Annotated in this window: 28 protein-coding genes; 18 read left to right on the top strand and 10 right to left on the bottom strand. The window is 63.4% G+C overall.

Translation table 11 applies throughout. The annotated features are described in order from the left end of the window. The 3 genes from AB0N65_RS15605 to AB0N65_RS15615 form a co-directional block, all read right to left on the bottom strand. Positions 1–228, bottom strand: a 228-nt coding sequence (locus AB0N65_RS15605; RefSeq protein ID WP_364163391.1) for a hypothetical protein, incomplete at its 3' end; no start/stop codon positions are given. Positions 229–465: 237 nt separating this feature from the next. Beyond that, a complete protein-coding gene (gene arr, locus AB0N65_RS15610) occupies positions 466–888 on the bottom strand; it encodes an NAD(+)--rifampin ADP-ribosyltransferase (protein ID WP_364163394.1) in 423 nt (140 codons plus the stop codon). A gap of 18 nt (positions 889–906) precedes the next feature. Beyond that, positions 907–1635, bottom strand: coding sequence for a TetR family transcriptional regulator (locus AB0N65_RS15615; RefSeq protein WP_364163397.1), 729 nt, complete (start codon positions 1633–1635; stop codon positions 907–909). Positions 1636–1743: 108 nt separating this feature from the next. Between AB0N65_RS15615 and AB0N65_RS15620 the strand changes: the two genes are divergently transcribed. The 3 genes from AB0N65_RS15620 (at position 1744) to AB0N65_RS15630 (ending at position 5634) form a co-directional block, all read left to right on the top strand. Beyond that, complete coding sequence (locus AB0N65_RS15620; protein WP_364163399.1) at positions 1744–3117, top strand: NAD(P)/FAD-dependent oxidoreductase; 1374 nt, start codon at positions 1744–1746, stop codon at positions 3115–3117. A gap of 108 nt (positions 3118–3225) precedes the next feature. Beyond that, complete coding sequence (locus tag AB0N65_RS15625) at positions 3226–4095, top strand: universal stress protein (protein ID WP_364163402.1); 870 nt, start codon at positions 3226–3228, stop codon at positions 4093–4095. Positions 4096–4119: 24 nt separating this feature from the next. Then, positions 4120–5634 (top strand): APC family permease, encoded by a 1515-nt coding sequence (locus tag AB0N65_RS15630; RefSeq protein WP_364163404.1) that lies wholly within the window; start codon positions 4120–4122, stop codon positions 5632–5634. Between the two features lie 34 nt (positions 5635–5668). Here the strand turns inward: AB0N65_RS15630 and AB0N65_RS15635 are convergent, their stop codons facing one another. Further along, positions 5669–6208, bottom strand: a complete 540-nt coding sequence (locus tag AB0N65_RS15635; protein WP_364163407.1) for a hypothetical protein — start codon at positions 6206–6208, stop codon at positions 5669–5671. Between the two features lie 165 nt (positions 6209–6373). On the opposite strand from AB0N65_RS15635, the gene AB0N65_RS15640 reads away from it, so the two are divergent. After that, on the top strand, positions 6374–6754 hold the full coding sequence (locus tag AB0N65_RS15640) for a VOC family protein (RefSeq protein WP_364163410.1): 381 nt from the start codon (positions 6374–6376) through the stop codon (positions 6752–6754). A gap of 46 nt (positions 6755–6800) precedes the next feature. Here the strand turns inward: AB0N65_RS15640 and AB0N65_RS15645 are convergent, their stop codons facing one another. Further along, positions 6801–7247 carry a DUF5997 family protein gene (locus tag AB0N65_RS15645; RefSeq protein WP_364163412.1) on the bottom strand — a complete coding sequence of 149 codons (447 nt, stop codon included), beginning with the start codon at positions 7245–7247 and terminating at the stop codon, positions 6801–6803. On the opposite strand from AB0N65_RS15645, the gene AB0N65_RS15650 reads away from it, so the two are divergent. Continuing rightward, the gene (locus AB0N65_RS15650) at positions 7246–8010 is read left to right on the top strand and encodes a LysR substrate-binding domain-containing protein (RefSeq protein WP_364163415.1); all 765 of its coding nucleotides are present in this window, start codon (positions 7246–7248) and stop codon (positions 8008–8010) included. The two genes, AB0N65_RS15645 and AB0N65_RS15650, sit on opposite strands and share 2 nt — an antisense overlap. Here AB0N65_RS15650 and AB0N65_RS15655 read toward each other — a convergent pair whose 3' ends face one another. Continuing rightward, positions 8011–8709 carry a GntR family transcriptional regulator gene (locus tag AB0N65_RS15655; RefSeq protein ID WP_364163418.1) on the bottom strand — a complete coding sequence of 233 codons (699 nt, stop codon included), beginning with the start codon at positions 8707–8709 and terminating at the stop codon, positions 8011–8013. Positions 8710–8818: 109 nt separating this feature from the next. On the opposite strand from AB0N65_RS15655, the gene AB0N65_RS15660 reads away from it, so the two are divergent. From AB0N65_RS15660 to AB0N65_RS15675, 4 genes are read left to right on the top strand one after another with little or no spacing between them, the layout of a single operon-like run. Then, positions 8819–9577: a 5-oxoprolinase subunit PxpA gene (locus tag AB0N65_RS15660; protein WP_364163421.1), complete on the top strand. Its 759-nt coding sequence runs from the start codon at positions 8819–8821 to the stop codon at positions 9575–9577. Between the two features lie 43 nt (positions 9578–9620). Continuing rightward, positions 9621–10958 (top strand): MFS transporter, encoded by a 1338-nt coding sequence (locus AB0N65_RS15665; RefSeq protein WP_364163424.1) that lies wholly within the window; start codon positions 9621–9623, stop codon positions 10956–10958. Between the two features lie 18 nt (positions 10959–10976). Continuing rightward, positions 10977–12638: a 5-oxoprolinase/urea amidolyase family protein gene (locus tag AB0N65_RS15670; RefSeq protein ID WP_364163427.1), complete on the top strand. Its 1662-nt coding sequence runs from the start codon at positions 10977–10979 to the stop codon at positions 12636–12638. 7 nt (positions 12639–12645) lie between these two features. Beyond that, positions 12646–14397 (top strand): biotin carboxylase N-terminal domain-containing protein, encoded by a 1752-nt coding sequence (locus AB0N65_RS15675; RefSeq protein WP_364163430.1) that lies wholly within the window; start codon positions 12646–12648, stop codon positions 14395–14397. Between the two features lie 35 nt (positions 14398–14432). On the opposite strand, the gene AB0N65_RS15680 is transcribed toward AB0N65_RS15675, so the two are convergent. Next, positions 14433–15686, bottom strand: a complete 1254-nt coding sequence (locus tag AB0N65_RS15680) for a D-arabinono-1,4-lactone oxidase (protein WP_364163433.1) — start codon at positions 15684–15686, stop codon at positions 14433–14435. 127 nt (positions 15687–15813) lie between these two features. On the opposite strand from AB0N65_RS15680, the gene AB0N65_RS15685 reads away from it, so the two are divergent. Continuing rightward, the gene (locus AB0N65_RS15685) at positions 15814–16818 is read left to right on the top strand and encodes a LacI family DNA-binding transcriptional regulator (protein WP_364163436.1); all 1005 of its coding nucleotides are present in this window, start codon (positions 15814–15816) and stop codon (positions 16816–16818) included. An 88-nt stretch (positions 16819–16906) separates the two neighbouring features. On the opposite strand, the gene AB0N65_RS15690 is transcribed toward AB0N65_RS15685, so the two are convergent. Together AB0N65_RS15690 and AB0N65_RS15695 are read right to left on the bottom strand one after the other, a co-directional pair. Continuing rightward, positions 16907–18403 (bottom strand): SulP family inorganic anion transporter, encoded by a 1497-nt coding sequence (locus tag AB0N65_RS15690; protein ID WP_364163439.1) that lies wholly within the window; start codon positions 18401–18403, stop codon positions 16907–16909. 17 nt (positions 18404–18420) lie between these two features. Beyond that, on the bottom strand, positions 18421–19527 hold the full coding sequence (locus AB0N65_RS15695; RefSeq protein ID WP_364163442.1) for a RelA/SpoT domain-containing protein: 1107 nt from the start codon (positions 19525–19527) through the stop codon (positions 18421–18423). A 109-nt stretch (positions 19528–19636) separates the two neighbouring features. Here AB0N65_RS15695 and AB0N65_RS15700 point away from each other — a divergent pair, with 109 nt between their 5' ends. From AB0N65_RS15700 to AB0N65_RS15715, 4 genes are read left to right on the top strand one after another with little or no spacing between them, the layout of a single operon-like run. Next, entirely contained in the window at positions 19637–20458 is an 822-nt protein-coding gene (locus AB0N65_RS15700; RefSeq protein WP_364163445.1) for an alpha/beta hydrolase, read from the top strand. A gap of 29 nt (positions 20459–20487) precedes the next feature. Continuing rightward, positions 20488–21438 carry a carbohydrate kinase gene (locus AB0N65_RS15705; RefSeq protein WP_364163448.1) on the top strand — a complete coding sequence of 317 codons (951 nt, stop codon included), beginning with the start codon at positions 20488–20490 and terminating at the stop codon, positions 21436–21438. Positions 21439–21458: 20 nt separating this feature from the next. Then, positions 21459–21983 (top strand): YbhB/YbcL family Raf kinase inhibitor-like protein, encoded by a 525-nt coding sequence (locus AB0N65_RS15710; RefSeq protein WP_364163450.1) that lies wholly within the window; start codon positions 21459–21461, stop codon positions 21981–21983. A 41-nt stretch (positions 21984–22024) separates the two neighbouring features. Next, entirely contained in the window at positions 22025–22834 is an 810-nt protein-coding gene (locus AB0N65_RS15715; protein ID WP_364163679.1) for an HAD family hydrolase, read from the top strand. Between the two features lie 12 nt (positions 22835–22846). Here the strand turns inward: AB0N65_RS15715 and AB0N65_RS15720 are convergent, their stop codons facing one another. Further along, a complete protein-coding gene (locus tag AB0N65_RS15720; RefSeq protein ID WP_364163452.1) occupies positions 22847–23698 on the bottom strand; it encodes an SDR family oxidoreductase in 852 nt (283 codons plus the stop codon). Positions 23699–23852: 154 nt separating this feature from the next. On the opposite strand from AB0N65_RS15720, the gene AB0N65_RS15725 reads away from it, so the two are divergent. From AB0N65_RS15725 to AB0N65_RS15740, 4 genes are all read left to right on the top strand, one after another. Next, a complete protein-coding gene (locus AB0N65_RS15725; RefSeq protein ID WP_364163455.1) occupies positions 23853–24125 on the top strand; it encodes a hypothetical protein in 273 nt (90 codons plus the stop codon). Between the two features lie 12 nt (positions 24126–24137). Next, a complete protein-coding gene (locus AB0N65_RS15730; protein ID WP_364163681.1) occupies positions 24138–24938 on the top strand; it encodes a glycerophosphodiester phosphodiesterase in 801 nt (266 codons plus the stop codon). A gap of 74 nt (positions 24939–25012) precedes the next feature. Then, the gene (locus tag AB0N65_RS15735; protein ID WP_364163457.1) at positions 25013–25291 is read left to right on the top strand and encodes a hypothetical protein; all 279 of its coding nucleotides are present in this window, start codon (positions 25013–25015) and stop codon (positions 25289–25291) included. Between the two features lie 31 nt (positions 25292–25322). Then, complete coding sequence (locus AB0N65_RS15740) at positions 25323–26462, top strand: Vms1/Ankzf1 family peptidyl-tRNA hydrolase (protein WP_364163460.1); 1140 nt, start codon at positions 25323–25325, stop codon at positions 26460–26462. Positions 26463–26482 lie beyond the last annotated feature (20 nt).

The following is a 26482-nucleotide window of genomic DNA, read 5'->3' on the forward strand; positions in this document are numbered from 1 at the left end:
GTTTCCCAAGGCGGTGTAGAACAGGGCATCCGGACCCCAGCCTTCGCGTGGGGCAACAGATAATTCAGGTTCAGAAGTCGAAGGCACCGGAAAGGTCGACGCGGGAAGCGGTCGCTCCCCATCAGGCTCCTCATACGTGCAGCCACAAACCCAAAACGCCAAGCCCAGGCTGACAATGAGCGCTGCTACCAGCTCAAGCCCTGATTTACGACACACCGCGATGCCCACTTCCACACCTTCTGCTCACCATCGAGGGGTTCCATGGAGTTCATCGGATCCACTAAACCGCTAAAGGGTACAGTGAGGCCCCACAACCGCATGGCCCCGCGGGCGGCTCCGAGGTGGGAAGCCGTCGCCTCAAGTCTCCTCCGGCACAGAACCCGTGACAATGAAGAGTTGTACGGCGCCAAACTTGGGATAAATTCTCACCGTCCACGTCTGGTCCCGGACTCGACGGGGCCGCCCTCAGTTAATAATCTCCCCGCGCTCATCCGCCAGAAGTACAGCCAGCCGTTCCCGCCACTGTTGTAAAGCCTCGGGAGTCAGCCGCGTCCAGTCGGACACCTCAGCAATCACCTTGAGCGGAGAACCACTGCGATAAGAGCGTGTCGGGTTGCCTGGGAACTTCTTGTCCGTGACGTTCGGATCGTTCTCGAAAGGCCCGGTCGGCTCCACGATATAGACGTGAGGTGTGCCGTCACCTCCTGCAAGTTCGACGGCGAGCTCCGCCGCCAGCCCGGCACCGTCACGCAGGGCAGTGAAGTAGATGTGATTCATCACGACGTCGGGCCGGTAGTTTGAGCGGAAGCCCGCCGAGAGCGTGTCACCCACGCGAACTTCGGCTTTCGTGCCGTGAAAGAACGGACCTTCGTCCAAGGGTTGGCTCATAAACACAAGCCTAGGTAATTAACCCCGGAGCGCCGCGAACCCCGCAATCAGTGCTTCCAATCCCAGGCTGAACGCCACATCGGTGGGCCGCTCGTGCCCTTCAGAAGCCAGCCGGTCCACTGCCGCGGTGAAGTTGGGGACCTCGTCGGCGAGGGTGCCGGCGTCGAAAATGTTCGCAGGCGCGGTGACATCGTAAGCCGCGCCAAAAACAAAGGCTTCCAAGGCCACGATCGCCGAGATGATCCGTTCCTCAGGGAACCCGGCATCGCGGAAGCCGGCGGTTACGGCCTCGTACATGGCCAGGGTCTTTGGTGCATTGGCTACGGGAAGCACGGCAATGACGGGTATCAAAGGTGTGTGCTCGGAGAACACGTCCCGGTAGGACCATGCCCAGCGCCGCACTGCTTCTTCCCACGGCTCAACCCCAAACGCGGACACATCCACCATCGCTGCCAAGTGGTCCTCCACCAGCAGAAGCACGTCGTCCTTGGAGGCCACGTGGTTGTACAGCGCGGACGGTGCCACACCCAGCGAGCGGGCCAAGGCCGCCATGGTGAGTCCGTCGTAACCCTTGCTGCTGATTAACTCAAGTGCCGCCGTCGTGATGCCGTCCTGGTCCAGGATCGCCGCGGTAGGTCGGCCGGCACGGCGGCGCGCCTTGCCGGGGGCCGAGCCAACGGCCGCGGGTGCGGCATCGGGTGTGGGTGCGGGCATCGGGGGCCTTTCTGCTGCCTGTGTCACCTGCATTATTCCACCGGCCCTTCACACACGCGGCCAGGAAGGTTACTATGGAGATAAATGAATGACATTCATTTATTTGGTCAGCCACCAACGGACGGCCACGGAGAGGACATCATGCAGAATCTTGATCGCGACGTTGTGATCGTCGGCGCCGGACCGTCAGGGCTGACGGCGGCACGCGAATTGAAGAAGGCCGGACTCAGCGTCGCAGTGCTCGAAGCACGCGACCGCGTGGGTGGCCGCACCTGGACCGACACCATCGACGGCGCCATGCTGGAGATCGGCGGCCAGTGGGTTTCCCCGGACCAGACAGCCCTCATGGAGCTGCTGGATGAGCTCGGACTGAAAATGTACTCGCGCTACCGTGAAGGTGAGTCCGTCTACATCGGCGCGGACGGCAAACGGGTCCAGTACACCGGCGATACGTTCCCGGTGAACGAAAACACCAAGGCCGAGATGGACAAGCTCGTTGCCATCCTGGACGAACTCGCCGCGGAGATCGGCCCCACCGAACCTTGGGCGCACCCCAAGGCCCGCGAACTGGACACCATCTCCTTCCACCACTGGCTCCGCCAGAACTCCAGTGACGAAGAAGCCTGCAACAACATCGGCCTGTTCATCGCCGGCGGCATGCTCACCAAACCGGCCCACGCCTTCTCGGCACTGCAGGCCATCCTCATGGCGGCTTCGGCCGGTTCGTTCACGCACCTGACGGATGAGGACTTCATCCTGGACAAGCGAGTCATCGGCGGCATGCAGCAGGTTTCGCTGCTCCAGGCAGCAGAGCTGGGTACCGACGTCGTACTGAACAGCCCGGTGCGCACCATCAACTGGGACGACAACAACGTCACCGTTGTCTCCGACGGTGCAACCGTCAACGCCCGCTACGTCATCATGGCAGTACCACCCAACCTGTACTCCCGTGTTTCCTTCAACCCGCCGCTGCCACGCCGCCAGCACCAGATGCACCAGCACCAGTCGCTGGGCCTGGTCATCAAGGTGCATGCGGTGTACGAGACGCCGTTCTGGCGCGAAGACGGACTTTCCGGCACCGGCTTCAGCGCCGGCGCGCTGGTCCAGGAGGTCTACGACAACACCAACCATGGCGACACCCGCGGCACCCTGGTGGGCTTCGTTTCCGATGAGAAGGCTGACGCCGTGTTCGAGCTCAGCGCCGAGGACCGCAAGAAGGCCATCCTCGAGTCGATCGCCGGCTTCCTGGGTGACAAGGCCCTGACTCCCGAGGTCTACTACGAGTCCGACTGGGGCTCCGAGGAATGGACCCGCGGCGCCTACGCTTCCAGCTACGACCTCGGCGGCCTGCACCGCTACGGCAAGGACCAGCACGCCAACGTTGGCCCGATCTACTGGTCCTCCTCCGACCTCGCGGCCGAGGGTTACCAGCACGTCGACGGCGCGGTCCGGATGGGCCAGGCCACGGCCGCGCGCATCGTCGAGGCAGACAAGCTGGCTTCGGTCACCGTCTAACGCCTGCGCAGCGGCCCAGCCGTAACAGCGCAAACCAGCAACCGGCAGTCCGGGGGAAGTGCCGTCCCCGGACTGCCGGCAGCACTGTTTAAGACACGAAAGGCAACCATGCGATACGTCGTGGGTTACACGGCCAATGCGACGGGGCGCGACGCCGTCCACCTGGCCGTCGCTCTTGCCCGGGGCCAGGACGCCAGCCTGGACCTGGTCCTGGTGGTCCCCGAGGACTCGCCGTTCAACGCCGTCTACCCGCCCGAACCCGGCTACAACGACATCCTCACCGAGCAGGCACGGCGCTGGTTGGACGAAGGCCTCGCCCTTGTGCCCGCCGACGTCACAGCCCGCGCCCACATCCGGCGCGGCGACTCCGAGGCCCAAGCGCTCATCGACGCCGCTGTGGAGTTCGACGCCGCGGCACTGGTCATCGGCGCCACTAACAATGGCCTGCTCAAACGCTTCACCATCGGTTCCGTGGCCAGCTCGCTGCTCCACTCGGCGCCGCTCCCGGTCGCGTTGGCGCCGTCGGGATACCACCGCATGGAGGCGATCACCCGGCTCAGTTGCGGCTTCGGCGCCCGTCCCGGCGCTGATGAACTGCTCGACGTCGCCGTGGAGTCCGCCCGCGACCGTCGCCTGCCGCTTCGGCTCGTCTCCCTGTTGGCGCTCGACGGCGGTGACTCGCCTGAGCTGCTCGACGCCGCCTGGCTTCATGCCGCGGACCGGCTCGCCGCCGTCGGGGGTTCTGCCTCCGGTGACACCTCCGGAACCGAACCTGAGATCGTCGTGGCGAAAGGCCGCACCATCGAAGAAGCCGTTGACCGACTCGACTGGGAAGACGGCGAAATCCTGCTGATCGGCTCCAGCCGCCTGGCACAGCACCGCGCCACCTTCCTGGGCAGCACCGCCAACCGGATCCTGCGCGCCCTCCCTGTTCCCATGATCGTGGTTCCCCGCGACTACACGCGACAAAGCTCCTAGCAATCGCCTGAGAGGCAAAACCCCATGTCAACTGCACCAAAGACGGTCCAGTCGAAAGAACCGGCCCTGAGTGAAAAGGGGCTGAAAGCCGGATCGGTGGGCCTGATCGGCGCCGTCGTGATCGGTGTTTCCTGCATCGCTCCCGCCTACACGCTCACCGCGGCGCTCGGTCCCACGGTGTCCGAAGTCGGCGTGCAGCTTCCCGCCATTTTTCTGGTCGGCTTCATTCCGATGCTGCTGGTGGCGCTCGGCTACCGCGAACTCAACAACGCAATGCCCGACGCCGGTACCTCCTTCACGTGGGCGACGCGCGCCTTTGGTCCGTGGATCGGTTGGATGGGTGGCTGGGGGCTCATCGCGGCCACGATCATTGTGCTGTCCAACCTCGCGGCGGTGGCCGTGGACTTCTTCTACCTGATGCTGGCCCAGGTCTTCAGCAACCCGTCGCTCGCTGACCTGAGTAAGATCCTGCCGCTGAACATCGCCACGACGCTGGTCTTTATCGCCGCGGCCTGCTGGATTTCCTACCGCGGCATGGAAACCACCAAGGGCGTGCAGTACGTCTTGGTGGCGTTCCAATTACTGGTGCTTGGCTGGTTCGCGGTCTCTGCTTTTGCCCACGTGGCCAACGGCACGGCCTTCGATGCAACCGCTATTTCGCCCGACTGGTTCAATCCGTTTGCCGTGGATTCCTTTTCGACCTTCACAGCGGGCGTCTCCCTTTCGATCTTCATTTACTGGGGCTGGGACGTCACCCTGACCATGAACGAGGAAACGCGCAACCCCGAGAAGACGCCCGGCCGTGCAGCGACGGTGACTGTGCTGGTGATCGTGGTGATCTACATGACTGTTGCGCTGGCTACGTTGTCCTTTGCCGGTGTTGGCGAGACCGGACTGGGCGCGGGTAATCCTGAGAACCAGTCGAGCATCTTTGCTGTGCTGGCTGGTCCCGTCATGGGTCCCTTCGCGATCCTCATGTCCTTGGCCATCCTGAGCAGCTCGGCCGCGTCACTGCAGTCCACGTTCGTCTCACCGGCCCGGACGCTCCTGGCGATGGGGCATTACCGCGCCATTTCGCCTCGTTTCGGACGCATCAGCCCCACGTTCAAATCGCCCAGCACAGCAACGATCGCCGCCGCCATCGCCGCCGCAGGGTTCTACGTCATCACCCGGACGGTCTCCGAGAACGCGTTGTGGGACACCATCACCGCGCTGGGCATGATGATCTGCTTCTACTACGGCATCACCGCGTTGGCCTGCGTCTGGTACTTCCGTGCGGCCGCCGTTGGCAGCGTCCGCTCGTTCTTCTTCAAGTTCCTGGCGCCCCTGCTGGGCGGAGTGATCCTGCTGGTCATGTTCGTGAAGACGGCCATCGATTCCCTGGATCCGGAGTACGGCTCGGGATCTTCCGTTGGCGGCGTGGGCCTGGTCTTCGTCCTGGGCATGGGTGTGATCCTGCTGGGCGTGGTGGTCATGCTGGTGATGTACCGGGTAAGGCCGGAGTTCTTCAGAAACTTCTCCCGCCGAGGTGGCATTTAATGACAATAATCCGCGCTGGGATTGGCATTAAGTGTCATCTCGGCGCGGTTGGGACGCCCGCTGCCCGCTCAGCTGTGATGAGTGAGTTGGCGAGACGCTCGACGGCGGCCCGGTAGTCGGTCCCCGCCGTCACCTTGCACTGCTCAGCCTCGCGCATCGCCCTGGTCAGCGCGGCCGTTTCTTCGATCCTGACATCGGTCATTGCCGGGTAGTCGATAGTCTGAGCAGTGTCCAGTTCGTAGCCGCGCCACCGTGTCAGCAGGGCCTCGTGCAATTCGAGAGTCGTTTCAAAGCCCGGGCGGCGCCGGGGGTCGGCCGCGTGGATCCGCTCAAGTTTCCGCAGACCGCCCAAGGTTCCTGCCGCCGTCGTTAGTGTCAGGGCGATCATCACTAAGCCGGCCGGGGCCCATTGCACCGCCGGCACCACTATGGCCGGCACGACTACCGTCAAACCGGCAAAGAGATCCCAGAAAACGGTGTCCGGTTCAGGCCCGCGGCCGCGCGTGAGTTTTCGGTGCACCACCAGCGTTGTTGCCGCTGTCGCGAGGATCAAGGCCAAACCCCACATGAGCATCGGAGTACCTCCGGGACGCAAAAGGCTGTGTTTTCAGTATGCGTCAGCGGCCGTACGGGCGACACCTCCCAACGGACAATTCACCCCCGCAAACGCAGGTGAATTGTCCGGCTGAGGGTGATTCTGCCCGCCACTCTGTCTGAGCCGCGGCGTAGCCTAGGCACCATGAGACTGAAATTGTGCAGCATCCACGTCAAGGACCCCGCTACAGCCCACGCGTTCTACACGGAAACGCTCGGCTTCGACACCCTGATGGCCATGCCGGAGTACAACCTCTTCATCATCAAGGACCCGGGAGCCAGCGACAGCTCAACCGGCCTGCTCCTTGAACCCAGCGACAACCCTATCGGTGCGAACTACATGAACGCGGTATACGACGCCGGGATGCCGGCTGTGGTTCTGGGCGTACCTGACGTACGGGCTGAGTATGAGCGCTTGGTTGCCGCCGGGGTGAAATTCAAGGGCGAACCGGCCGAAGATCCGTCCGGTGTCAGCGCGGTTTTTGATGACGGCTGCGGCAACTTCGTCCAGCTCCACCAGGACTGATTACCAACTGTGGCCGGGATGGATGTCCCGGCCACAGCTTGTTCACCTAAGCGTTGCGCTTGGTTCCCTTGGGAGCATCGCGCTTGGCGGCGGCGTTTTCCTTGGCTTCCTTGGTGGCGGCCTTCTTGCGGGCCTCTTCCTTGATGCGCAGTGTCTCTGCACGAACAGCTGCGTGGGTGGCACGTTCCACGACCAGCCATTGAGGGGGAGTCTGCAGCAGCTCGGTGATTTCCGCCGTCGTAAGAGCCTCCTGAATGCCACCGCGCGCTAGGCCGCTGATGGAGATGTTCAGCTTCTGCGCCACTACGGGGCGCGGGTGCGGGCCGTTGCGGCGCAGTTCGGCGAGCCACTCCGGCGGGTTGGCCTGGAGTTCTGCGTATTCCTCGCGGGTGACGGGCGAGTTCTGGAACTCCTGCGGCGTAGCGGGCAGGTAGATGCCGAGTTTCTTGGCAGCTGTTGCCGGCTTCATGGTCTGGGAGTTCTTGGGAGTCATGCTTCAAGGGTATCCGGCCCGGTACTGTGAGTGTGTGCCAGCCCCCGAAGATACCCCCGAAACACCCGAGCCCGCCGTCGAGTTGCGCTTCGCCTACGTTGCCGGCGTGACGCCCGGGAAATGGATTCGCCGGTGGGAAGAGCGCATGCCGGACGTTCCTTTGCACTCGTTTATGTCCGACGACGACGCGCAGCTTTCCGTGCTGCGCGACGGTTCCGCAGACCTCAGCTTTGTGCGGTTGCCCGTGGACAGGGAGGGCCTGAACGTCATCCCCCTCTACGAGGAACAGCCCGTGGTGGTGGCACCCAAAGGCCACGAGATTTCGGTGTTCGAGGAAGTGGCCTTGGAGGATCTGTCCGACGAGAACTTCCTGGACATTGGCGAGATGGGCGGGCCGGAGATGGCCCTCCAAGTGGTGGCTTCCGGTGCGGGCCTGGCGATCCTGCCCATGTCCGTGGCCCGGCACCTTAACAACAAGCAGACGGTCATGCGACGGCTCACGGGGGCGCCGGGAACACAGGTCGGTTTGGCCTGGCTTGTTGGTACGGACAGCCCGGTGATTGAGGAATTCATAGGGATTGTCCGTGGTCGTACTGCCCAGAGTTCCCGGCAACCGTCAGCCAAGCAGGAGAAGCCCAAGAAGGCCCCCAAGCCGGACCGGCGGGGGACTTCGGGTGCCAAGAAGCCCGCCGTTGCCCAGCGTTATGCGCCGAATCCGGACAAAGGCCGCGGGCGTGGCTCACGCAAGAAGGGGAAGCGCTGACTATTCGCCGTGGATCGCTGCCTGCTGTTGCTCGGAACGGTTGAGGTAGGCAAGGAGGAGATCTCCGGCCCGATCGAGTTCCCCGGCTTCCAGTGCTGAGCAAATCCGCTCGTTTTCCTTGAGCCAGTCGCTGTAAAAGTGGGCGTTCATGGTGGCCTTGTGGAAGTAGAGCCGCATCTCAGCAAGGACCTGCTTCATGATCGTGTTGAGCCTGTTGCTCTCCGCCAACGCTACGATGGCGCCGTGAAAGTGCTGGTTGGCGCTGCCCAGGCCCTCGCTGTCGCCAGCAGCAGCGGCGCGCTTTCCTTCGTCGACGGCGGCCCTGACGGCGGCAATGCGCTCAGGTGAACCGCCGGCCCGGATGGAACTAACCTCTATGGCCCTGCGCACGGTATAGACGTCGTGAATATCCCCTGCTTCCAACGTGGCGACGAAAACGCCGCGATTGGGAAGCCTCACCAGGAGCCGTTCGCTGGCCAACTCTGCGAACGCCTCCCTGACGGTGTTCCTGGAGACGCCAAGGTCCTCGGCGATGGTGGCTTCAGTGAGCTTGGCCCCCGGCAACAGGAAACCTTCGGCCAGCTGGTAGCGCAGTTCCTCGGCCACACGCTCGGCCACTGACGGAACCCGCATCCGGACACGCGCACGAGCACCGTCGAACCCGGCTTGCTCGCCTGTTTGCTGCTCTGCGTCGGCCATGGATCCCAAATTACACGATTGAGGAAAAGAAGTATCGCTGGATTGTTGAACAATACGGCGATCTAAGGCATGCTTGATGTAACGCGCATCACGAGGCAGGGATCACACCATGGCGAACATCGATTTGAACAGCGACGTCGGAGAGTCGTTCGGACGCTGGACACTCGGAGACGATGCCGCCATGGTTGAATCCGTTTCAAGTGCCAACGTCGCGTGCGGATTTCACGCCGGCGACCCCAGCGTCATCCGCAGCACGTGCGAAAAGGCGGCCCAGGCCGGCGTCGTCATTGGTGCCCATGTGGGCTACCGCGACCTTGCTGGTTTCGGCCGGCGGTTCCTGGATATCGACCCCAAGGAGCTTGCGGACGACGTCGTCTTCCAGATCGGTGCACTGCAGGCGCTGGCAGCTGTTTCCGGCGCTCGTGTGCAATACGTGAAGCCGCACGGCGGACTGTACAACGCGATCGTGAAGCACACGGCCCAGGCGCAGGCGGTCGTGGATGCCGTGAAATCGGTTGACCCCAAGCTGCCGATCCTCGGCCTCCCGGATTCGGAGGTCTTGCGACTGGCCGAGAAATCCGGACTGAGGGGAGTACCCGAAGCGTTTGCTGACCGGGCGTACAACCCGGACGGTACCCTCGTTCCCCGCTCTCAGCCTGGAGCGGTCCTTCACCACCCCGCCGAAGTGGCGGAGCACGTTCTCCGGATGGCCACCGAACAGTCCGTCAGGGCAATTGACGGTTCCATCTTGAAAATCCGCGCAGAGAGCATCTGCGTGCACGGTGACTCACCGGGAGCCGTAGCAATGGCAACCGCCGTGAAGTCCGCCCTGGGCGAGTCCGGTGTCAGCATCGGCTCGTTCGTCTAGCCTCCCCAACCCCAGCTCTACCCCTCATCCCCCGGAGGAAACCATGACCAGCACCAACAAGGCAGCCAAGGCAGTGACAAGGAAGCCACCGGCCGGCGCCCTCAAGGCTTATATCGCCAGCCTCACAGGCACCTCGCTTGAGTACTACGACTTTGCGATCTACTCGGTGGCTTCAGCCCTCGTGTTCCCCAAGATCTTTTTCCCTGCAGGGGACGAATTCGTTGCCCTGATCCTCTCCTTCTCCACATACGCGGTTGGATACTTCGCCCGCCCGATCGGCGGCTTCGTGTTTGGCAGGCTGGGAGACAAGATCGGGCGGAAGTATGTTCTGGTCTTCACGCTGTTGCTGATTGGCATCGCCACCGTCCTCATCGGCGCACTGCCGGACTATTCGGTCATCGGAGTTGCCGCTCCTGCGATCCTGGTTCTGCTGCGGTTGGCGCAGGGCATCGGTGTGGGTGGCGAGTGGGGCGGTGCGGTCCTGCTGTCCAGCGAGTTTGGTGATCCGAACAAGCGCGGCTTCTGGTCCTCGGCAGCCCAGATCGGTCCACCGGCCGGAAACCTGATGGCCAACGGTGTCCTGGCCATCCTGGCCGCCTCCCTGAGCGAAGAAGCCTTCCTCTCTTGGGGCTGGCGCGTCGCGTTCCTGGCATCCGCGCTCCTGGTGGTCTTTGGGTTGCTCATTCGCATGAAGCTCGAGGAAACGCCTGTCTTCAAAGCGATCCAGGCCCACGGTGAGCGCCCCAAGGCACCACTCATGGAGGTCTTCACCAAGGAACCGAAGGCCTTGGTCTCCGCGGCCCTCTCCCGCATTTGCCCGGACATTCTCTATTCCCTGTTCACGGTATTCGTAGCTGTCTACGCAACCAAGGAACTGGGCATGACCACGGGCAACGTACTGGCCGCCATTCTCATTGGTTCAGGTTTCCAGCTGTTCTTGATCCCCGCCGCCGGTGCCCTCACGGACCGCATCAACCGTCGCCTGGTCTACGGCGTAACCGCTGCCGCGACAGCTGCGTACATCCCGCTCTTCTTCCTGATGATTCAGGGCAAGTCGGTGATCATGCTGACCATCGGCGTGGTGATCGGACTGGCTCTGCACGCCTTCATGTACGGACCCCAGGCTGCGTTCATCACCGAGCAGTTCCCGGCTCGACTCCGCTATGCGGGCAGCTCGCTGGCCTACACGCTGGCCGGTGTTATTGGCGGCGGCTTTGCTCCGCTGATCTTCACCTTCCTTTACGGCGGAGGCGCCGGCGGCTGGTACCTCATCGCCGGATATCTGCTCCTGGCGTCCGTGGTAACCATCGTGGGCATGCTCATGGGCCGCGATCCCAAGCCGGAAGAGGAAGTCCGCTTGCTGGAGGGCTCGCACGCCTAATTGGCTGCGAACCGGAACATGGAAACCGTGATGGAAACCGCCACTGCCAAGAAGGTCCTCTCCGTAAGGCCCGTGGGGACCCGTGCCGTCCTCGCCGAGCTGGACGGACTGCAGGACGTCCTCGCCCTGCAGTCCATGCTGTACAAATCGCCCCTGCCGGGGCAGGTGGACGTGCTTGCCGCTGCTGAAACGGTCATGGTTGTCGGGGAGTCGGCGTCGGCCACCCGTGCAATTGGCGCCCGGCTTCTGGAGCTGGACCTCGTTGAGCCGGAGAACATTGACTCCCGCCTCGTCGTCATCGACACCGTGTACGACGGCGACGATCTCGCCGATGTCGCGGAGCTCACAGGACTGAGCGTGGACGGAGTTGTTGCTGCCCATACCGGGCAAATCTGGACGGTGGCCTTCGCTGGCTTTGCACCCGGGTTCGGTTACATGGTGGGCGAGAACCAGAGCCTCACGGTTCCCCGCCGATCCTCCCCGAGGACGGCCGTTCCCGCAGGTTCGGTGGCGCTGGGAGGCCAGTACTCGGCCGTCTACCCGCGCCGTTCACCGGGCGGTTGGCAGCTCATTGGCCGCACGGGGGCGCGGATGTGGGACCTGAATCGCCCACAACCCGCGCTCGTACGTCCCGGAGACAGGGTGCAGTACAGGGCGACCCGCGAAGTTGTGACTGCCGCCGCCCGTGACGCTGACTCCGACGCGGAGCACCACACGGCACAACAGCCTCCGAACTCGGGACTTAGGATCCTCAACCCCGGAGCGCAGAGCCTCATCGAGGATCTCGGCCGCCGGGGCTACGGCCCTCTGGGAGTCTCTGCGGCTGGTGCCCTGGACCGGGCCTCGCTACGGAGGGCCAACCGCCTCGTGGGCAATGCGGCATCCGCGGCAGTCATCGAAACCGTCGGTGGCGGGCTCAAGGTGGAAGCCGTCGGTGACCAGGTGATTGCTGTGACTGGTGCGCCGTCAGCGCTAACCATCCAGCCGCCGTCGTGGGCCGAATCCAACGGGACCGACGACAGGCAAGTGCACGCTCAGCGAACCGTTCCGATGGCGGCGCCTTTCGCACTGCTCGACGGCGAAGTCCTCACCATGGGTGCCCCGGAGGCGGGGTTCCGCAGCTACCTGGCAATCCGAGGCGGTGCTGACGTCCCCGCGGTCCTCGGAAGCCGGTCTGCAGACACCATGTCCGGGATCGGGCCAGCGCCGTTGGCTGCGAACCAGGTCCTGCCGGTCGGCAATGCCACGGCTTCCACTGCCGTCGGGGATCCAGAACTTCAGCCGGAGTTCCCGCGGGAAGGCGTTACTGTGCTTGACGTCGTCCCAGGGCCCCGCGCCGACTGGTTTGACCAGTCTGCCTTGGATTCCCTCACCGCACAGGAATGGGTTGTGACTCCCCAGTCCAACCGGGTGGGCATGCGGCTTGATGGCACGCCGCTCCAGCGCACGCGCGAAGGTGAGCTCCCCAGCGAGGGCACCATGGCAGGCGCACTCCAGATTCCACCTGCCGGATTGCCTGTTCTTTTCCTGGCCGACCACCCCATTACCGGCGGTTACCCGGTGATTGGCGTGGTACGCGATGAGCACTTGGACCTCGCCGCGCAGGTCCCCATCGGCGGCCGGATCCGCTTCCGGTTCGTCCCTGATTCGCCGGATTTCACCAAGACCCCTAAGAAGTGAGTATTTGATGCGCAAGGTCCTGATTGCGAACCGCGGCGAAATCGCCGTCCGGGTCGCCCAAGCCTGTGACGATGCAGGTATTGCATCGGTTGCCGTATATGCGGACGTCGATGCCGACGCCATGCATGTTGCTGCCGCTGATGAAGCCTTCAGCCTGGGCGGGAACAGTCCCGCAGACACCTATCTGAACATTGAAAAATTACTAGGCATTGCCGCCCGGTCCGGTGCCGACGCCGTTCACCCTGGCTACGGTTTTCTGTCCGAGAACGCGGATTTCGCCCAAGCGGTCCTCGACGCCGGACTTGAGTGGATCGGGCCCTCGCCGGAGTCGATCCGCCAGTTGGGTAACAAGATCACGGCGCGTGAGATCGCCGTACGAGCCGGCGCACCGTTGGTTGCGGGCAGTGACGGGCCGGTTTCTTCCGCTGCCGAGGCGCGGGAATTTGCCGAGCAGCACGGACTCCCGGTCGCCATCAAGGCAGCCTTCGGCGGAGGTGGCCGCGGGCTCAAAGTCGTAAGGGAACTCGCAGAAGTGGAGGAAGCCTTCGACTCCGCCGTCCGTGAGGCCGTGGTGGCTTTTGGCCGTGGCGAGTGCTTCGTGGAGCAGTACCTGGACCGCCCCCGGCACGTTGAAGCTCAAATCATTGCCGACAAGCACGGCAGCATCGTGGTGGTGGGAACGCGCGACTGCTCGCTCCAGCGCCGACACCAGAAGCTTGTGGAAGAAGCCCCGGCGCCTTTCCTCAGTGACTCACAGCGGCAACAAATCTACACAGCTGCCAAGGCGATCATTCGTGAGGCCGGCTACTACGGCGCAGGAACCGTGGAATTCCTGGTCTCCGCCACCGGTGCCGTGGCCTTTCTGGAGGTCAACACACGCCTTCAGGTGGAACACCCGATTACCGAAGAAACCGCGGGAGTGGATCTCGTGCAGGAGCAGTTCCGTATTGCTGCCGGGCTGCCCTTGAGTATTTCCGAAGACCCGGTTCCTCGTGGCCACTCCTTCGAATTCCGCATTAACGCCGAGGATGTTGGCCGCGGATTCCTGCCCTCTCCGGGCACTGTGATCTCCTTTGAAGCGCCAACCGGGCCTGGAATCCGCGTTGATACGGGCGTAAGGCAGGGCTCTGTCGTGGCGCCGCAGTTCGACTCCCTGCTGGCGAAGTTGATCGTCACCGGAGCGAACCGGCAGCAGGCCTTGCGGCGCGCACGCCGGGCCCTTGCCGAATTCAGGATCACCGGTTTTGCCACAGTCCTGCCGTTCCACCGGGCCGTGCTCGAGTCCGAGGACTTCGCGTCTGCTTCCGAGCTGCGAGTTCACACCCGCTGGATTGAAACGGAGTTCGCTGACCGGATTCCCGTGGATCCCGAGTACAACCCGGTTGCGCCCACTGGCGAACGCCGCACGATCTCCGTGGACGTCGACGGCAAGCGGCTGGCAGTGGGACTTCCGGCGGACCTCCTCGATGCCTGGGCGCGCTCAGGGCAGCGCGTCCCGGCCGTTTCAGACGTGACAGTGCCTGCTCCGGATGGAGATTCGCCCGCCGAGTCCGCGCTTGTGTCCAGCATGGCCGGGACAGTGGTGAAGTGGCTCGTGGAACCGGGTGTTGAAGTGTCCGAAGGTGACCCCTTGGTGGTGCTCGAGGCCATGAAGATGGAAACCCAGGTTCCCGCCCACCGGACCGGAACGCTTTCCCACGTTCTTTCGGGGCCAGGGGGAGTAGTTGCGGCGGGCGCCGTGCTGGCGCATATCGAGTAGCACGGTTACCCGCCGCCGTCGAGCCCTAACGTCCCCTAACTGTCCGCAGCAACCGTAACGCCCAGTATGTTGTCCAGCAGGGCGTTACGGAACTTGCCCGTGGGGTCGCGGCGCTGCACCAGCTCCCGGAAGTCCTCGAACCGCGGATACAACGCAATGAAGTCGTAGAGGCCGGGCGTGAATAGCTTCCCCCAGTGAGGACGCGCGTTGAACGGCTTCAGCGCCGCTTCAAGCTCCGGGAGCACAGCTTCCACCTCGGCCTGTAGCGGCTTCCATGTGAAGTGCAGCGCCACGCTCTGCTGCTGGTAGAACGGGCTGAGCCAATAATCGTCGGCGGCCACCGTGCGGATCTCCGAGATGAACAGCAACGGCGCGATCTTGTCCGCGAGGCGACGGACGGCCTGCAACGCGGCCGGTGCATCCAGCAGGGGGAGCAGGAATTCGCTTTGCAGTTCCTCGCCGTTGCTCGGCGTGAATTCGTGCCGGAAATGTGGCAGCCTGTCCAGCCATTTTCCGGGCTCGTCCAATTGCCCGGTGCAGTTCTCCGCGGACATGCCGGGCAGGGGGTGCATGGCGATGCTCGCAGCCGTTGTCCCGAAAAGGTCCGGCAGCGCGGCTTCGCTGTCCAGGGCCTTCAGCCAAACCTGGGGAATGGCATCGCCCGTGTAGTCGGTGAAGAAGCTGACGCTGTAAGCGCTCGACGCGATCTCCTGGAACGAGGCCAGGGCACGCTCCCACGGCAGGCCCGTCAGTACGCGTTGCCTCATCTGGTAGCTCGGCTGGACGGTCAACTCCAGGCCGGTGACGATTCCCAGCACACCCACGCCCACCACGCTGGCGAGGAATTCGTCGTCGTCCTTGGTGAGCGTGACGAGCTCACCTGAAGCGCGTACCAAGTCAATACTCACGACGGCGGCAGCCAAGGAAGGATTGTTGACTCCACTGCCGTGGGTGCCGGTCTGGATCGCACCGGCGACGGAGATGTGCGGCAGGGACGCGAGGTTGTGGATGGCGTAACCCTTCTCTTCCAAGGCTCGGCACAGAGCGCCGTAGCTGATGCCTCCGCTGACTTTGACGGTCCCTTTGGCCGTGTCAAGGACGATCTCTTGCGGCAATCCGTCGAGCAGGACGTGGGTTCCCTCAGTGTCAGCAACCGTATTGAACGAATGACGTGAGCCGAGCGCCTTGACCTGCGAGGCCCTGGAGACCAACTCCTGTAGCGCGCCGACGGTTTCAGGGCGCTGTACTTCTGCGGACGCGTACTCGAGGTTTCCTGCCCAGTTCTTCATCAGCTGATCTTTCCACAAGTCGTTGTTTGGCGGTCCCGTCATTGTTAGCGTTCACAAAGAAGGGCGTCAAGGGCATCCCGATCCTTGGAGATAGAGTTCAAGAAATTGCCGTCCAGCAGGAGCCCACGTGAGCAAAGGAAACAAGCCCACCATCCGGGACGTGGCCAACGCCGCAGACGTTTCACTGGCAACGGTGTCCTATGTGCTCTCCGGACGTCTCGGAGGAACAACCCGGATCAGCCAACCCACGCAGGACCGCGTCCTGGCTGCCGTGAAGGAGCTGGGGTACGTTCCCAACCAGGCCGCCCGGGGGATGCGCCGCGGAAAGACCGACGTGGTGGCTGTCGCCATCGGCGACCTTGAGTGGCCGTGGGACCGCGCGCTGGCAACGGCAGCGGCACGGATCCTTCCGCAGCATGGCTACCAGCCGGTGATACTGCTCGGCGAAGACTGGCGGAAGTTCATGATGTCCGGAGGGGCGGACGGCGTCATCATTGGCTACTTCCCGGAGGCCAGGTCTGAAGACCGGACGATCACGGAACTCGCACGCCGCGGCGTGGCGCAAGTGGTCATCTCGGGAACCATGAAGCCGGGAGGGTTCGACGTCCTGGCACCTGAACAGGACGCCGGGCTTCAGGAGTGCATGGCTTTCCTTACCGCATCCCATCGCAGGATCGCCTGTATCCGCCGCGCAGAACCTGCCGGTCGGCCCAAGAGCCGGTTTGCTGCCTATGCTGCCGGCCTCGAAAAGGCAGGGATCCCTTTGGAAGAAACACTCGTCCGTACCTCGGGACATCGCCCGGACATTGCGTACCGGTCGGCCTTGCAGCTGTTGCAGTTACCGGACCGGCCCACCGCTATCTTCGCGACTGATGACATGGAAGCCTTGCAAGCCATCCGGGCCGCCTACCGTTTGGGCCTGCGCGTGCCGGAGGACATCCAGATTGTCGGCGTTGGCAATTCCACCGAGGGCCAGAACTATGATCCCCCGCTCACGACAGTTGGGCCGGAGCCGATCTTCGAACAAGTGGTCCGAATGCTGCTGGACCGGCTGGCGGGCAGCGCTCCACCCGAAGGTGTGCGCGTGCCCGCGCCGTGGAAGCTGCACCGGCGTGGGACCACGTTGGACTAGGTATGCCAGCCGGGGTGTGCCTCCCAACTAGGTCGCATTTGTGCGCGTTATGGACGTCCAAAACGCGCACTATTGCGACCTACTTGGGTTAGCCGTTCAGCTTTCCCGCGAGTCGTTCGCGCATGCGGATGCTGGCCTCATTGAGACCAATGAACTCCACTTCCCGGCCGTGATTCCGGTACTTCTCCGTCACTGAATCCAGCACCGCGATGGTGGACGCATCCCACAAATGCGATGAATGAAGGTCGATGACCACCCGATCTACGCCTTCCGAGGAATCCTTCGCGTACTCGAACTGCGTGTACAGGTCGTTGGAGGAAGCAAAGAAGAGCTCGCCATCCACCCTGTAGGTGGCCACGGTTTCGCCGTTGAGTTCCAGCTCCGTCCGCTCCACCGTGGCGAAGTGGGCCACCCGCCGCGCGAACAGCACCATCGCCGTCAAAACCCCGACGCCGACACCCACCGCAAGATTGTGCGTTGCCACTACTGCGGCAACAGTGACAAGCATGACGGCGGTCTCCGACTTTGGCAGCCGCTTCAGCGTTGAGGGGCGGATGGAATGCCAGTCGAAAGTAATCAGGGAAACAAAGATCATCACAGCCACCAACGCAGCCATGGGGATCATCCCCACGACATCGCCAAGGACCACAACCAGTACCAACAGGAACACGCCGGCCAGGAGAGTCGAGAGACGGGTGCGGGCACCGGAACCCTTGACGTTGATCATCGTCTGGCCGATCACCGCGCAGCCACCCAGTCCGCCAAGGAAACCTGTGACAATGTTGGCCGCACCTTGGCCCCACGACACCCGGGTCTTGTTCGAACGCGTGTCCGTGATGTCGTCCACCAGCTTGGCCGTCATGAGCGATTCGAGCAGGCCAACCAAGGCCATGGAGAGCGAGAAGGGTGCAATGATCTGGAACGTTTCCAGGGTCAGGGGAACATTCGGCAGGAAGAAGCCGGGCAGGCTGTCCGGAAGCTCACCCTTGTCACTCACAGTTGGAACGTCAATCCCGCCGAACACCGTGACGAGCGTGATGAGCACAATCGCTACCAAGGGCGCCGGAACGGCCTTGGTCAGCCGAGGCAACAGGAACACGATCACCAAGCCCACAGCCACGATCGGATAGACCATCCACGGAACATTGAAGAGCTCCGGCATCTGGGACATGAACACCAGGATGGCCAGGGCGTTGACGAAGCCGATCATCACGGACCGGGGAATGAACCTCATGAGCCGGGTGACTCCGAGGGCCGCGAGGATGATCTGGAAGACACCCGCCAGGATGATGGTCGCGATGAGGTAGTCGAGCCCGTGTTCCCTCATCACGGGAGCGATGACCAGGGCCACGGCCCCCGTCGCGGCGGAGATCATGGCAGGACGGCCGCCAACAATGGCCGTCACCACGCCCATGGTGAACGAAGCGAACAACCCGATCCGCGGATCCACACCCGCTATGACTGAGAAGGCAATGGCCTCGGGAATGAGTGCCAGTGCCACCACCAAACCCGCGAGGGATTCCGTGAGCAGGCGGCGGGGCGAACGGAAGGTCGCCCGCAGTGACATGAGTTGCTCGGGTGTCATGGGTCCTTATTGGTTTCTTACAGTGCAGTCTGGCGGTAGCGCTCAATCTGCTTCAGACGCCGCAGGAGGCTGTCGCGCCGCGGGTGCGGAACGACGTCGGGCGCCTCAGCGGTGAGATCAATGTGTTCGGTTCCGTACTGCCACAACAGGAGGTCATCCAGAAGGCGGTCCGGTCCGGGGGAGTAGCGGTGGTCCAGGGCCTTGCGGACCTCGGTGATCCGGTTGGCGCTGAGAAGTCCTGCGAGTTCCACGGTCTTGGTGAGTCCGTGGGCTGCAAGGAGTTCGGCAGCCCATCCCCAGTCGTCATCAACTTTACGGTCAACGTGGGGCAGCAGTGTACGCCAGACGTCGCGAACACGGTTGGGTGTCAGCGGTGAAGCGCCCTCGCCCTCGAGGTCCCAGTAGCTCCGCACTTCCTCGTACCGCTCGTGGAGGTCCGCGAATGCGCTCTCCACGGTTTCCAACATGGCGGCCGTGGCCGTGAATTGGCGGTCGAAATGCGGGGTCCATGCGCGGGGATCCTCCGCCTTGAACCGGATATCGTGCTCGATTTCGCTCCACGCGTGTGCAAAAACGGTGCGGATCTGGCACTCAAAGAAGTAGCTGCCGTTGGCCGGGAGGTCCGGATTGAAGACTTGTTGGTACTCCTTGACGGTCTCATTTTGGATGGTGCGCAGGATGAGGTGCCGGCTGGAGTACCCGTACGTTCCGGACTCGATGGAGCCGATGTCCTTCTCACGGTCTCCCCGGCAATCAAAGAGCTGGCGCTGACGCTTGATGATGTTGGCAACGGCGGCATTTTCGGCAGGCAACTTGGTGATGACGCGGATACCCACCATGTCGTTCAAAGTGCGGAACGGGTCAGGGAATTTGAGGACGCGGGGGCCGCCCGGTTCCAAAGGATCATCCGTGCGGGAGATCTTTTCGCGGAACGACTCCACCGTTTTGGTGCGACCGGTGACAAACAGAGGGGTCACTTCAGCATCGTTCAACATATCCCGCAACGTCAGCAGGACATCCCGGGTAACCCGCTTCAAAGCAGGGCGCACACGCTCATAAAGCTCCACGTTTGCCTGGACAGCCGCGCGCTGGTCCGGGTCCAATCTGTCCCAATTGCTTGCCATGCCCCCAGCTTACGGGGCGGGTCCGACACTGAACCGGCCACCCGTCGTCGGGGTGCCCCTTCCCAAAGTTGCGAATCCTCGCGATAGGCTCGGTACAAAGGAGGGCGCAATGTTGCGGCACAAGTACAGCTACGGCGAACACCCCAGTCAGTGGGGCGAACTCTTCATACCTGAACCGAACAACGGAAACCATCGTGGTGCGTCAGCGCTCAAGGCCGGCGTCGCAGTGGTGATCCACGGCGGCTATTGGCGCTCGCAGTACGGTGCCGAGCTGGGCGAGCCCCTTGCCCGGGACCTTGCGGCGCACGGAATCACTGCCTGGAACCTTGAATACCGACGGGCCGGCAACGGTGGCGGTTGGCCCCATACTTTCGAAGACATCCTTGCCGGAATCGACCACCTCGCCGCGATTGCGGACAACCACGACCTCAAGCTGGGCAAGGTTGTGGCCCTGGGCCACTCGGCCGGCGGCCACTTGGCTGTGTGGGCGGCAGGCAGACAGCGCCTGTCGTCCATCGGAACGCCCGACGCCGATCGGCAGCTGGTGCGCGGACCGGAGGAAAACGCTGTGCACCTGACCGGAGTCGTGAGCCAGTCCGGTCTGTTGAACCTTGCGGCGGCAGAGCGCTTGAACCTCAGCAACGGCGCCGTATGCAACCTCATGGGTGGCGACTCGGCCAGATACCCCAAGCGGCATAAATATGCAGACCCCATGACGTCCTTGCCCCTGGATGTCCCGGTCTTCGCCGTGCACGCCACTGAAGATGAAGATGTTCCGGCGAGCCAGTCGGAGGCCTACGTCGCCGCGAGCACGGCATCAGGGGGAGCCGCCCAGTTGCTGCGGGTCCCCGGTGACCATTTCGACCTCATCGACCCCAAGGCCGTGGCCTACAAAAAGTGCCGCGAGCTGGTGCAGCGACTCCTCTCCTAATCGGCTCCATCCTCTGGCAGAGTTGTCCCATGCTGACTGTGATTGGTGAAGCCTTGGTGGACGTCGTGCAACGCCCGAGCGGGATCGAGGCACACGTTGGCGGCAGTCCGCTCAATGTAGCGGTCGGCTTGGCGCGCCTTGACCATCCGGTACAGTTCATCGGCCGCTACGGCCAGGACGCTTATGGCGATGCTGTTGCAGCACACCTCCGCTCAAGCTCGGTGATGGTGCCGATTCCGCCTGACGGGCAACCCACCAGCGTGGCCACCGCGTTGATCGACGACGAAGGCGCCGCCACCTACTCGTTCGACCTCGCTTGGGAATTGCCGAATCTTCGGGAGCGGCTGCCGCTCATGCTGCAGGGGGCTACCCTGCTGCACACGGGTTCGATTGCCACAGCGTTGGAGCCGGGCGCCGCGGCGGTGCTTGCCGCCGTCGAACATGCCCACCCGAGCAGCACTATCAGCTTTGACCCCAACTGCCGGCCCACCATCATTACCGATCGGGAATATGCGCAGCGGCAGGTGGAGCGTTTCGTGGTGCTGTCCGATGTCGTGAAGGCCTCCGACGAGGACCTCGAGTGGCTCTATCCCGGTGTTGACCCGCTGGCATCTGCACGGCGCTGGTTGTCCCTTGGCGGCAACGAGGGGCCGGCGGTGGTGGTGGTGACCCGCGGTGCAAGAGGTCCCTGGGGGATCACGGCGGCGGGAGAGACGCAGGTTCCGGCTCCGTCCGTGACCGTGGTGGACACTGTCGGCGCGGGGGACTCCTTCATGGCCGGCCTGCTGTCCGCCATCGTTGACCGCGGGCTGGATGGTGCGCAGAACCGGGCAGCTCTGCGGGCCATGCCCGCGGAAACCCTTGCGGCAATCATGGACCACGCAACGCGTGCTGCCGCGGTCACAGTTTCCAGGGCGGGTGCCAACCCGCCCACGAGGGCCGAACTCAATCACGGAGCGGCCAGCGGACGACCCGCCTGACTGACGTATCGGAGGATGCAATGAACGCCCAGGATCCCTACGGCCCGCCAATGCCTTCGTTTGAAGTCACCAGCGAGTCCTTCCGGGACGGGGAAACGTTGGCCCCGGATCAGCGGAGCGGAATCTTCGGCGCAGGCGGCAAGGACATCTCGCCCGAGCTGAGCTGGAAGGGGGTTCCAGACGGCACACGCAGTTTTGCTGTCACGATGCTGGACCCGGATGCGCCCGATCCCGGCGGCTTCTGGCATTGGGCCGTGGTCAATATTCCTGCAGCGGCAAGAACGCTGCCGGCTGATGCGGGAAGGGCGGACGGTCGCCTTCTGCCCGGGAGCGCCTTCCAGTTGAAGAACGACGGCGGCCGGGTCGGCTACCTTGGGGCAGCTGCTCCGAGAGGGCACGGACCGCATCGGTATATGGTGGCAGTCCATGCCTTGGATGTGGAGGACCTTGGCATCGCGAAGAATGCCGAGGCCGGCATACTTGCGGGACTCCTTCCCCAACACACGCTTGCACGGGCAGTCATCACGGGCATGTTTGAGCGCTAGCGGCGGCTCGGGCGAACTGATGGGCCACGTAGACTGACATGATGCGGCTCGTAGCAAGCGATATTGACGGCACCATCCTCGGTCATGATGGCAAGATCAGTGACCGGACCATCAAGGCATTCCAGTCGTGCCGCGACGCAGGAGTCGAGCTTGTGTTTGTCACCGGCCGTCCGCCCCGGTGGTTGTACCCGCTTCAAGAGCAGCTGGGCCACAGCGGCATCGTGATTTGCTCCAATGGTGCCGTGGTGTGGGACCTGGCCACTGAGAAGCCGTTGTCCTCCACGGTTTTGGATATCGAGTCCTTGTTTGAAGCCCGACGCATCATCAAGTCCATCCGGCCTGATGCCCTGTTCGCGGCTGAGACACTCACCGGATTCCACCTTGAGCCTGGCTTCATCGAGAACGAGACCAGCGAGTTGCTCGCCGAGTTCCGCCCTGCACCGCTGGACCAGACACTTACTGCGGAAGACGCCGTCGTGAAGTTCCTGGCGATCACCCGCAAAGGCACGCCGGACGAGTTCCTGGCCGAAGTTCAACCTGCCGTCGCGCACCTCGTTGCCACCACCCATTCAGCCCCAAGGACGGCGATGCTGGAGATGTCCGTTCCGGGCATCAACAAAGCGGTCACGCTCGCCAAGTACGCTGAGTCCCTGGGTATCGAAGCCGCTGACGTCGTGGCCTTCGGAGACATGCCCAACGACATCGAGATGCTCCGTTGGGCCGGCCACGGCTACGCCATGGCGAGCGGCCACCCCGAAGCGATCATCGCGGCCGGGCAGCAGGCGCCCCATTTCGACGACGACGGGGTGGCCCAGATCCTCGAAGCCAAACTGACCGAGCAGCCCGTCTGAGCAGATCAGCCGCTACGGGTGCCTGACCCCCTGGCCGGCGAGGATCGCCCGGTAGCCCTCCATGTAAGTGGGGTAGGTCAGCTCGAAGCCCGTGGACCGCAACCGCTGGTTGGAGCAACGCTTGTCGCCGGGACCTCGGTTGATTTCGGGGGCGGTGGGTGGCACCGGACAGTGCATTTCCGCTGCGAGGAACCGCATGACATCGCCCATTTCGGCGGGGTCGTCATCCACGCCGAGGTAAACGGGCTCCGGCCGCTGAGCCATGGTGGTGAGATGTACGATCATGGCCGCTGCGTCATCCCGGTGCACACGGTTGGTGTGGCGGGGTTTCGCCGGGATGACAGCTTGGCCGGAGCGGACCTGATCGATCAGCCGGGTGCGTCCAGGGCCGTAGATTCCGCCCAATCGCAGCGAGATGGCCTCGCTTCCCTGCACCCGGTTGAACAGCATGTTCTCGGCCTCCAGCAGGACCTTTCCACTGAACCGCGTGGGCTCCGTGGGCGTTGTCTCGTCCACGGTGGCTCCGTCCGAATCCGCGTAAACGGCGGTGGAGGAGACAAAGAGAATCCGGCTGGGTTTCACGGAATCCCGCTCCAAGGCATCGAGCACATTGCGCAAGCCGTCCAGGTAGGCAGCGCGGTAGGCCTCCTCGGTGGAGGTGTCCGCGGCCACCGAGACCACCACAATGTCCACGGCGGCCGGAACCTCGGGGATGCCTGCGGCTAAGTCCGCGTAGACACCATGGATGGGGGCGGGAAGCTTTTCGGGGGAGCGACGCAGCCCGATCACCTCGTGGCCAGCCGCTGCGAAGCGGAGTCCGGCTTCAGTCCCCAGGTCGCCGCATCCGGCAATCAAAACACTCATTCCCCAAGTCTCGCAGCCCGGATCCCATGCGACGGCCAGCTGTCACCCACTTCCCAGTTTCAATACAACCGGCGTTCAACTTCCGCCCGTAGGCTTCGAGCCACGGACCCGTTTGCACCGTGTATCTGTTAGCACCGAATTTGTAGGGGGAATTGTGGCCAAGCGTCGGATCAACGACTTCAGCACCGCGCCGCTTCGGCGCATCGAACCGGATCACCACTGGCGCTCACTGCGTCGCGGCGACCGCGTGAATGTCACCCTCACGCCGGGTTTTGAATCGGCTGGCGTCGTGGACGCCGTCACTGGTGACGCCACGTCAGTTTGGGTGGAGCTCGACGGCGGTCGCGGCCGCACGCTGGTGCACGTCAGCGACGGCGTGGCGATCGTCCCGCAGGAACCGGCGCCCCTTTCGCGGGATCAGGCGTAGTCCCCGGCCGCACTGGGCTACGCTACGGATGTGACGCTGCTGCCCTATTTCCTCCGCAAGGACGGCTCAGTGGGCCCTCTGGCGTTCGCGCATCGCGGGTTCTCCGCGGATGGACTGGAGAATTCCCTGGCTGCATTCCGTGCCGCGGTGGACCTGGGCACCGTCCATCTTGAGACGGACGTCCACACCACCTCGGATGGCGTGCTTCTGGTGTTCCACGATTCGAGCCTGGACCGGGTGACTGATTCCCGTGGTCGGATCGCGGAGTTGTCCGGGGCGGAGGTCGCCCGCGCGCGGATCGGTGGCGTCGAGCCTGTTCCAACGTTTGATCAACTCGTGGCGGCCTTCCCGGACGCCCGTTTGAACCTGGACGTGAAGGACTGGAACTCCGTGGGTCCCATGGCGGAAGCCATCGAAAAGCACGGTATCCACGGGCGGGTGCTGGTCACGAGCTTTTCCGATTTCCGGCGACGGGCGGTCTTGAAACGGCTCAGCCGCAGGGTCGCGACGTCGGCCGGCAGCTCCCTGACTGCCCTTTTCGCGCTCCTTGGCCCGATCCTTCCGGTGCCCCTCGCGCGAAAGCTCCTTGCCGGCGTCGACGCTTTCCAAGTCCCGGCCCGCTACGGCAGGTTTCCTGTTGTGACCCCCGGCTTCGTCCGCCGTGCGCACCGGCTTGGATTGCAGGTCCACGTCTGGACCATCAATGATCCTTCCGAGATGGATCGCCTGTTGGACCTGGGCGTGGATGGCCTTGTGTCCGACCGGCTCGACCTGCTCAAGGATGTGCTCGTGCGCCGTGGGCAGTGGGTCTGAGCTAAATACTCAGTACCCTTTCTATTTTGGGTCCTCCGGGGATAGTGTCGAAGGACCGGATGGAAGGAATGGACATGGCCTCGGAATCACACACCACCACCGACCACGACGAAATCCGCAAGTGGGTGGAAAGCAACAAGGGCAAGCCAGCCAGCGTGAAAAAGACCGGAGACAAGGATGACGTAGGCATCCTGCGCATCGACTTCCCGGGCGGCGCCGGCCAGGACACCCTGGAGCACATCAGCTGGGACGAATGGTTCGAGAAGTTCGATGAGAGCAAACTCGCCTTTCTCTACCAGGCAAAGAAAGCCAGCGGCGAAGACAGCACATTCTTCAAGCTGGTAAACCGCTAGCACCAACATCCCATCGGAAGGAGCCAGTCGTATGACTGAGCGCTTAGCTAACTTTGCCGATCTCTACCGTCAGCCGGGACCCTGGTGCTCGGCGTACGTCGACGCAAGCACGGGCACGGTGGATGGCCTCGAGACAACGGACGTACAGCCGGACAACGTCCGCACCGCACTTGAGGGGCAGGGGGCATCCAAGGAGGACCTGGACGCCATGGACGGTGCCATCCAGCCTGCTAAAGGAGAGCCCGCCCCCATCAGCCGGTTCGTTTTGGTTCGCCAAGGAGAAGTGGTGCTCAATGAGCTGCTGCCCGGTGCCTTGGTGGGGCAGGAGATCATCTCGAAGGACGAGGTTCCCAACCTCATGCCTTTGCTGAAGCACCAGCCCGGCGGGTTCGCCTACGTTGTGGTCGAAGCCAGCCGCGACGAAGCTGAAATCCGCCTCTACCGCGCCGGAGCGCCTGACGTGGAGGAAAGCCAACACGTCCAAGGTGACGACGACTCCATCAACAAGGTTCGCGTGGGCGGCTGGTCCCAAGCGAGGTACCAGCGCCATACGGAGCAGGTGTGGCGCCGGAATGCAGACCAAGTAGCCCAGGAAGTCGACCAGCTGGTAAGGGAACACCAAGCCAAGCTCGTGGTTCTTTCGGGCGACATCAGGGCACGACAGTTGGTGGAGGATCAACTCTCCGAGGAGAGCAAAGCCGTCCTGAGCACCATCGATGCGCACACCTTGGCCGCGGGGTCGGACCGTCAGAAGTTCGACGACGAGGTCAATTCCCTCGTAGCCCGGCAATGGGCGGTGGAGCAGCAGAACCTGATGGACCGACTCGCGGAACAGGAAGGGCAAGCGAATCCGCAGTCCGCCACAGGGATCGGTGCCGTGGTTCATGCCCTCCAGCAGGCCCAAGTTGACGTATTGATACTCGACGCCGGTTCGCTCGCCGATCACCATTTGCTCGCCCTGAGTGCAGAACCATGGGTGGCGGCGTCCGAGGGGGAGTCATTAAACGCCGACGTTGTGGGCAAGGTCCCGGCTCCTGTTGCACTTCTCCGCGCCGCGGCGTTGACCGACGCGCAGGTTGAACTGGTCCCCTCCGGCGCACTGCCCGAGCGCGTACCTGTTGCGGCCCTGCTCCGCTGGCCGACGGGTCCCGAGGTTCCTGCCGCCGGTTAGGACGCTACCCACTACCACGG

The sequence above is a fragment of the Paenarthrobacter sp. NPDC089322 genome, from assembly GCF_040684895.1.
Lineage (GTDB): Bacteria > Actinomycetota > Actinomycetes > Actinomycetales > Micrococcaceae > Arthrobacter.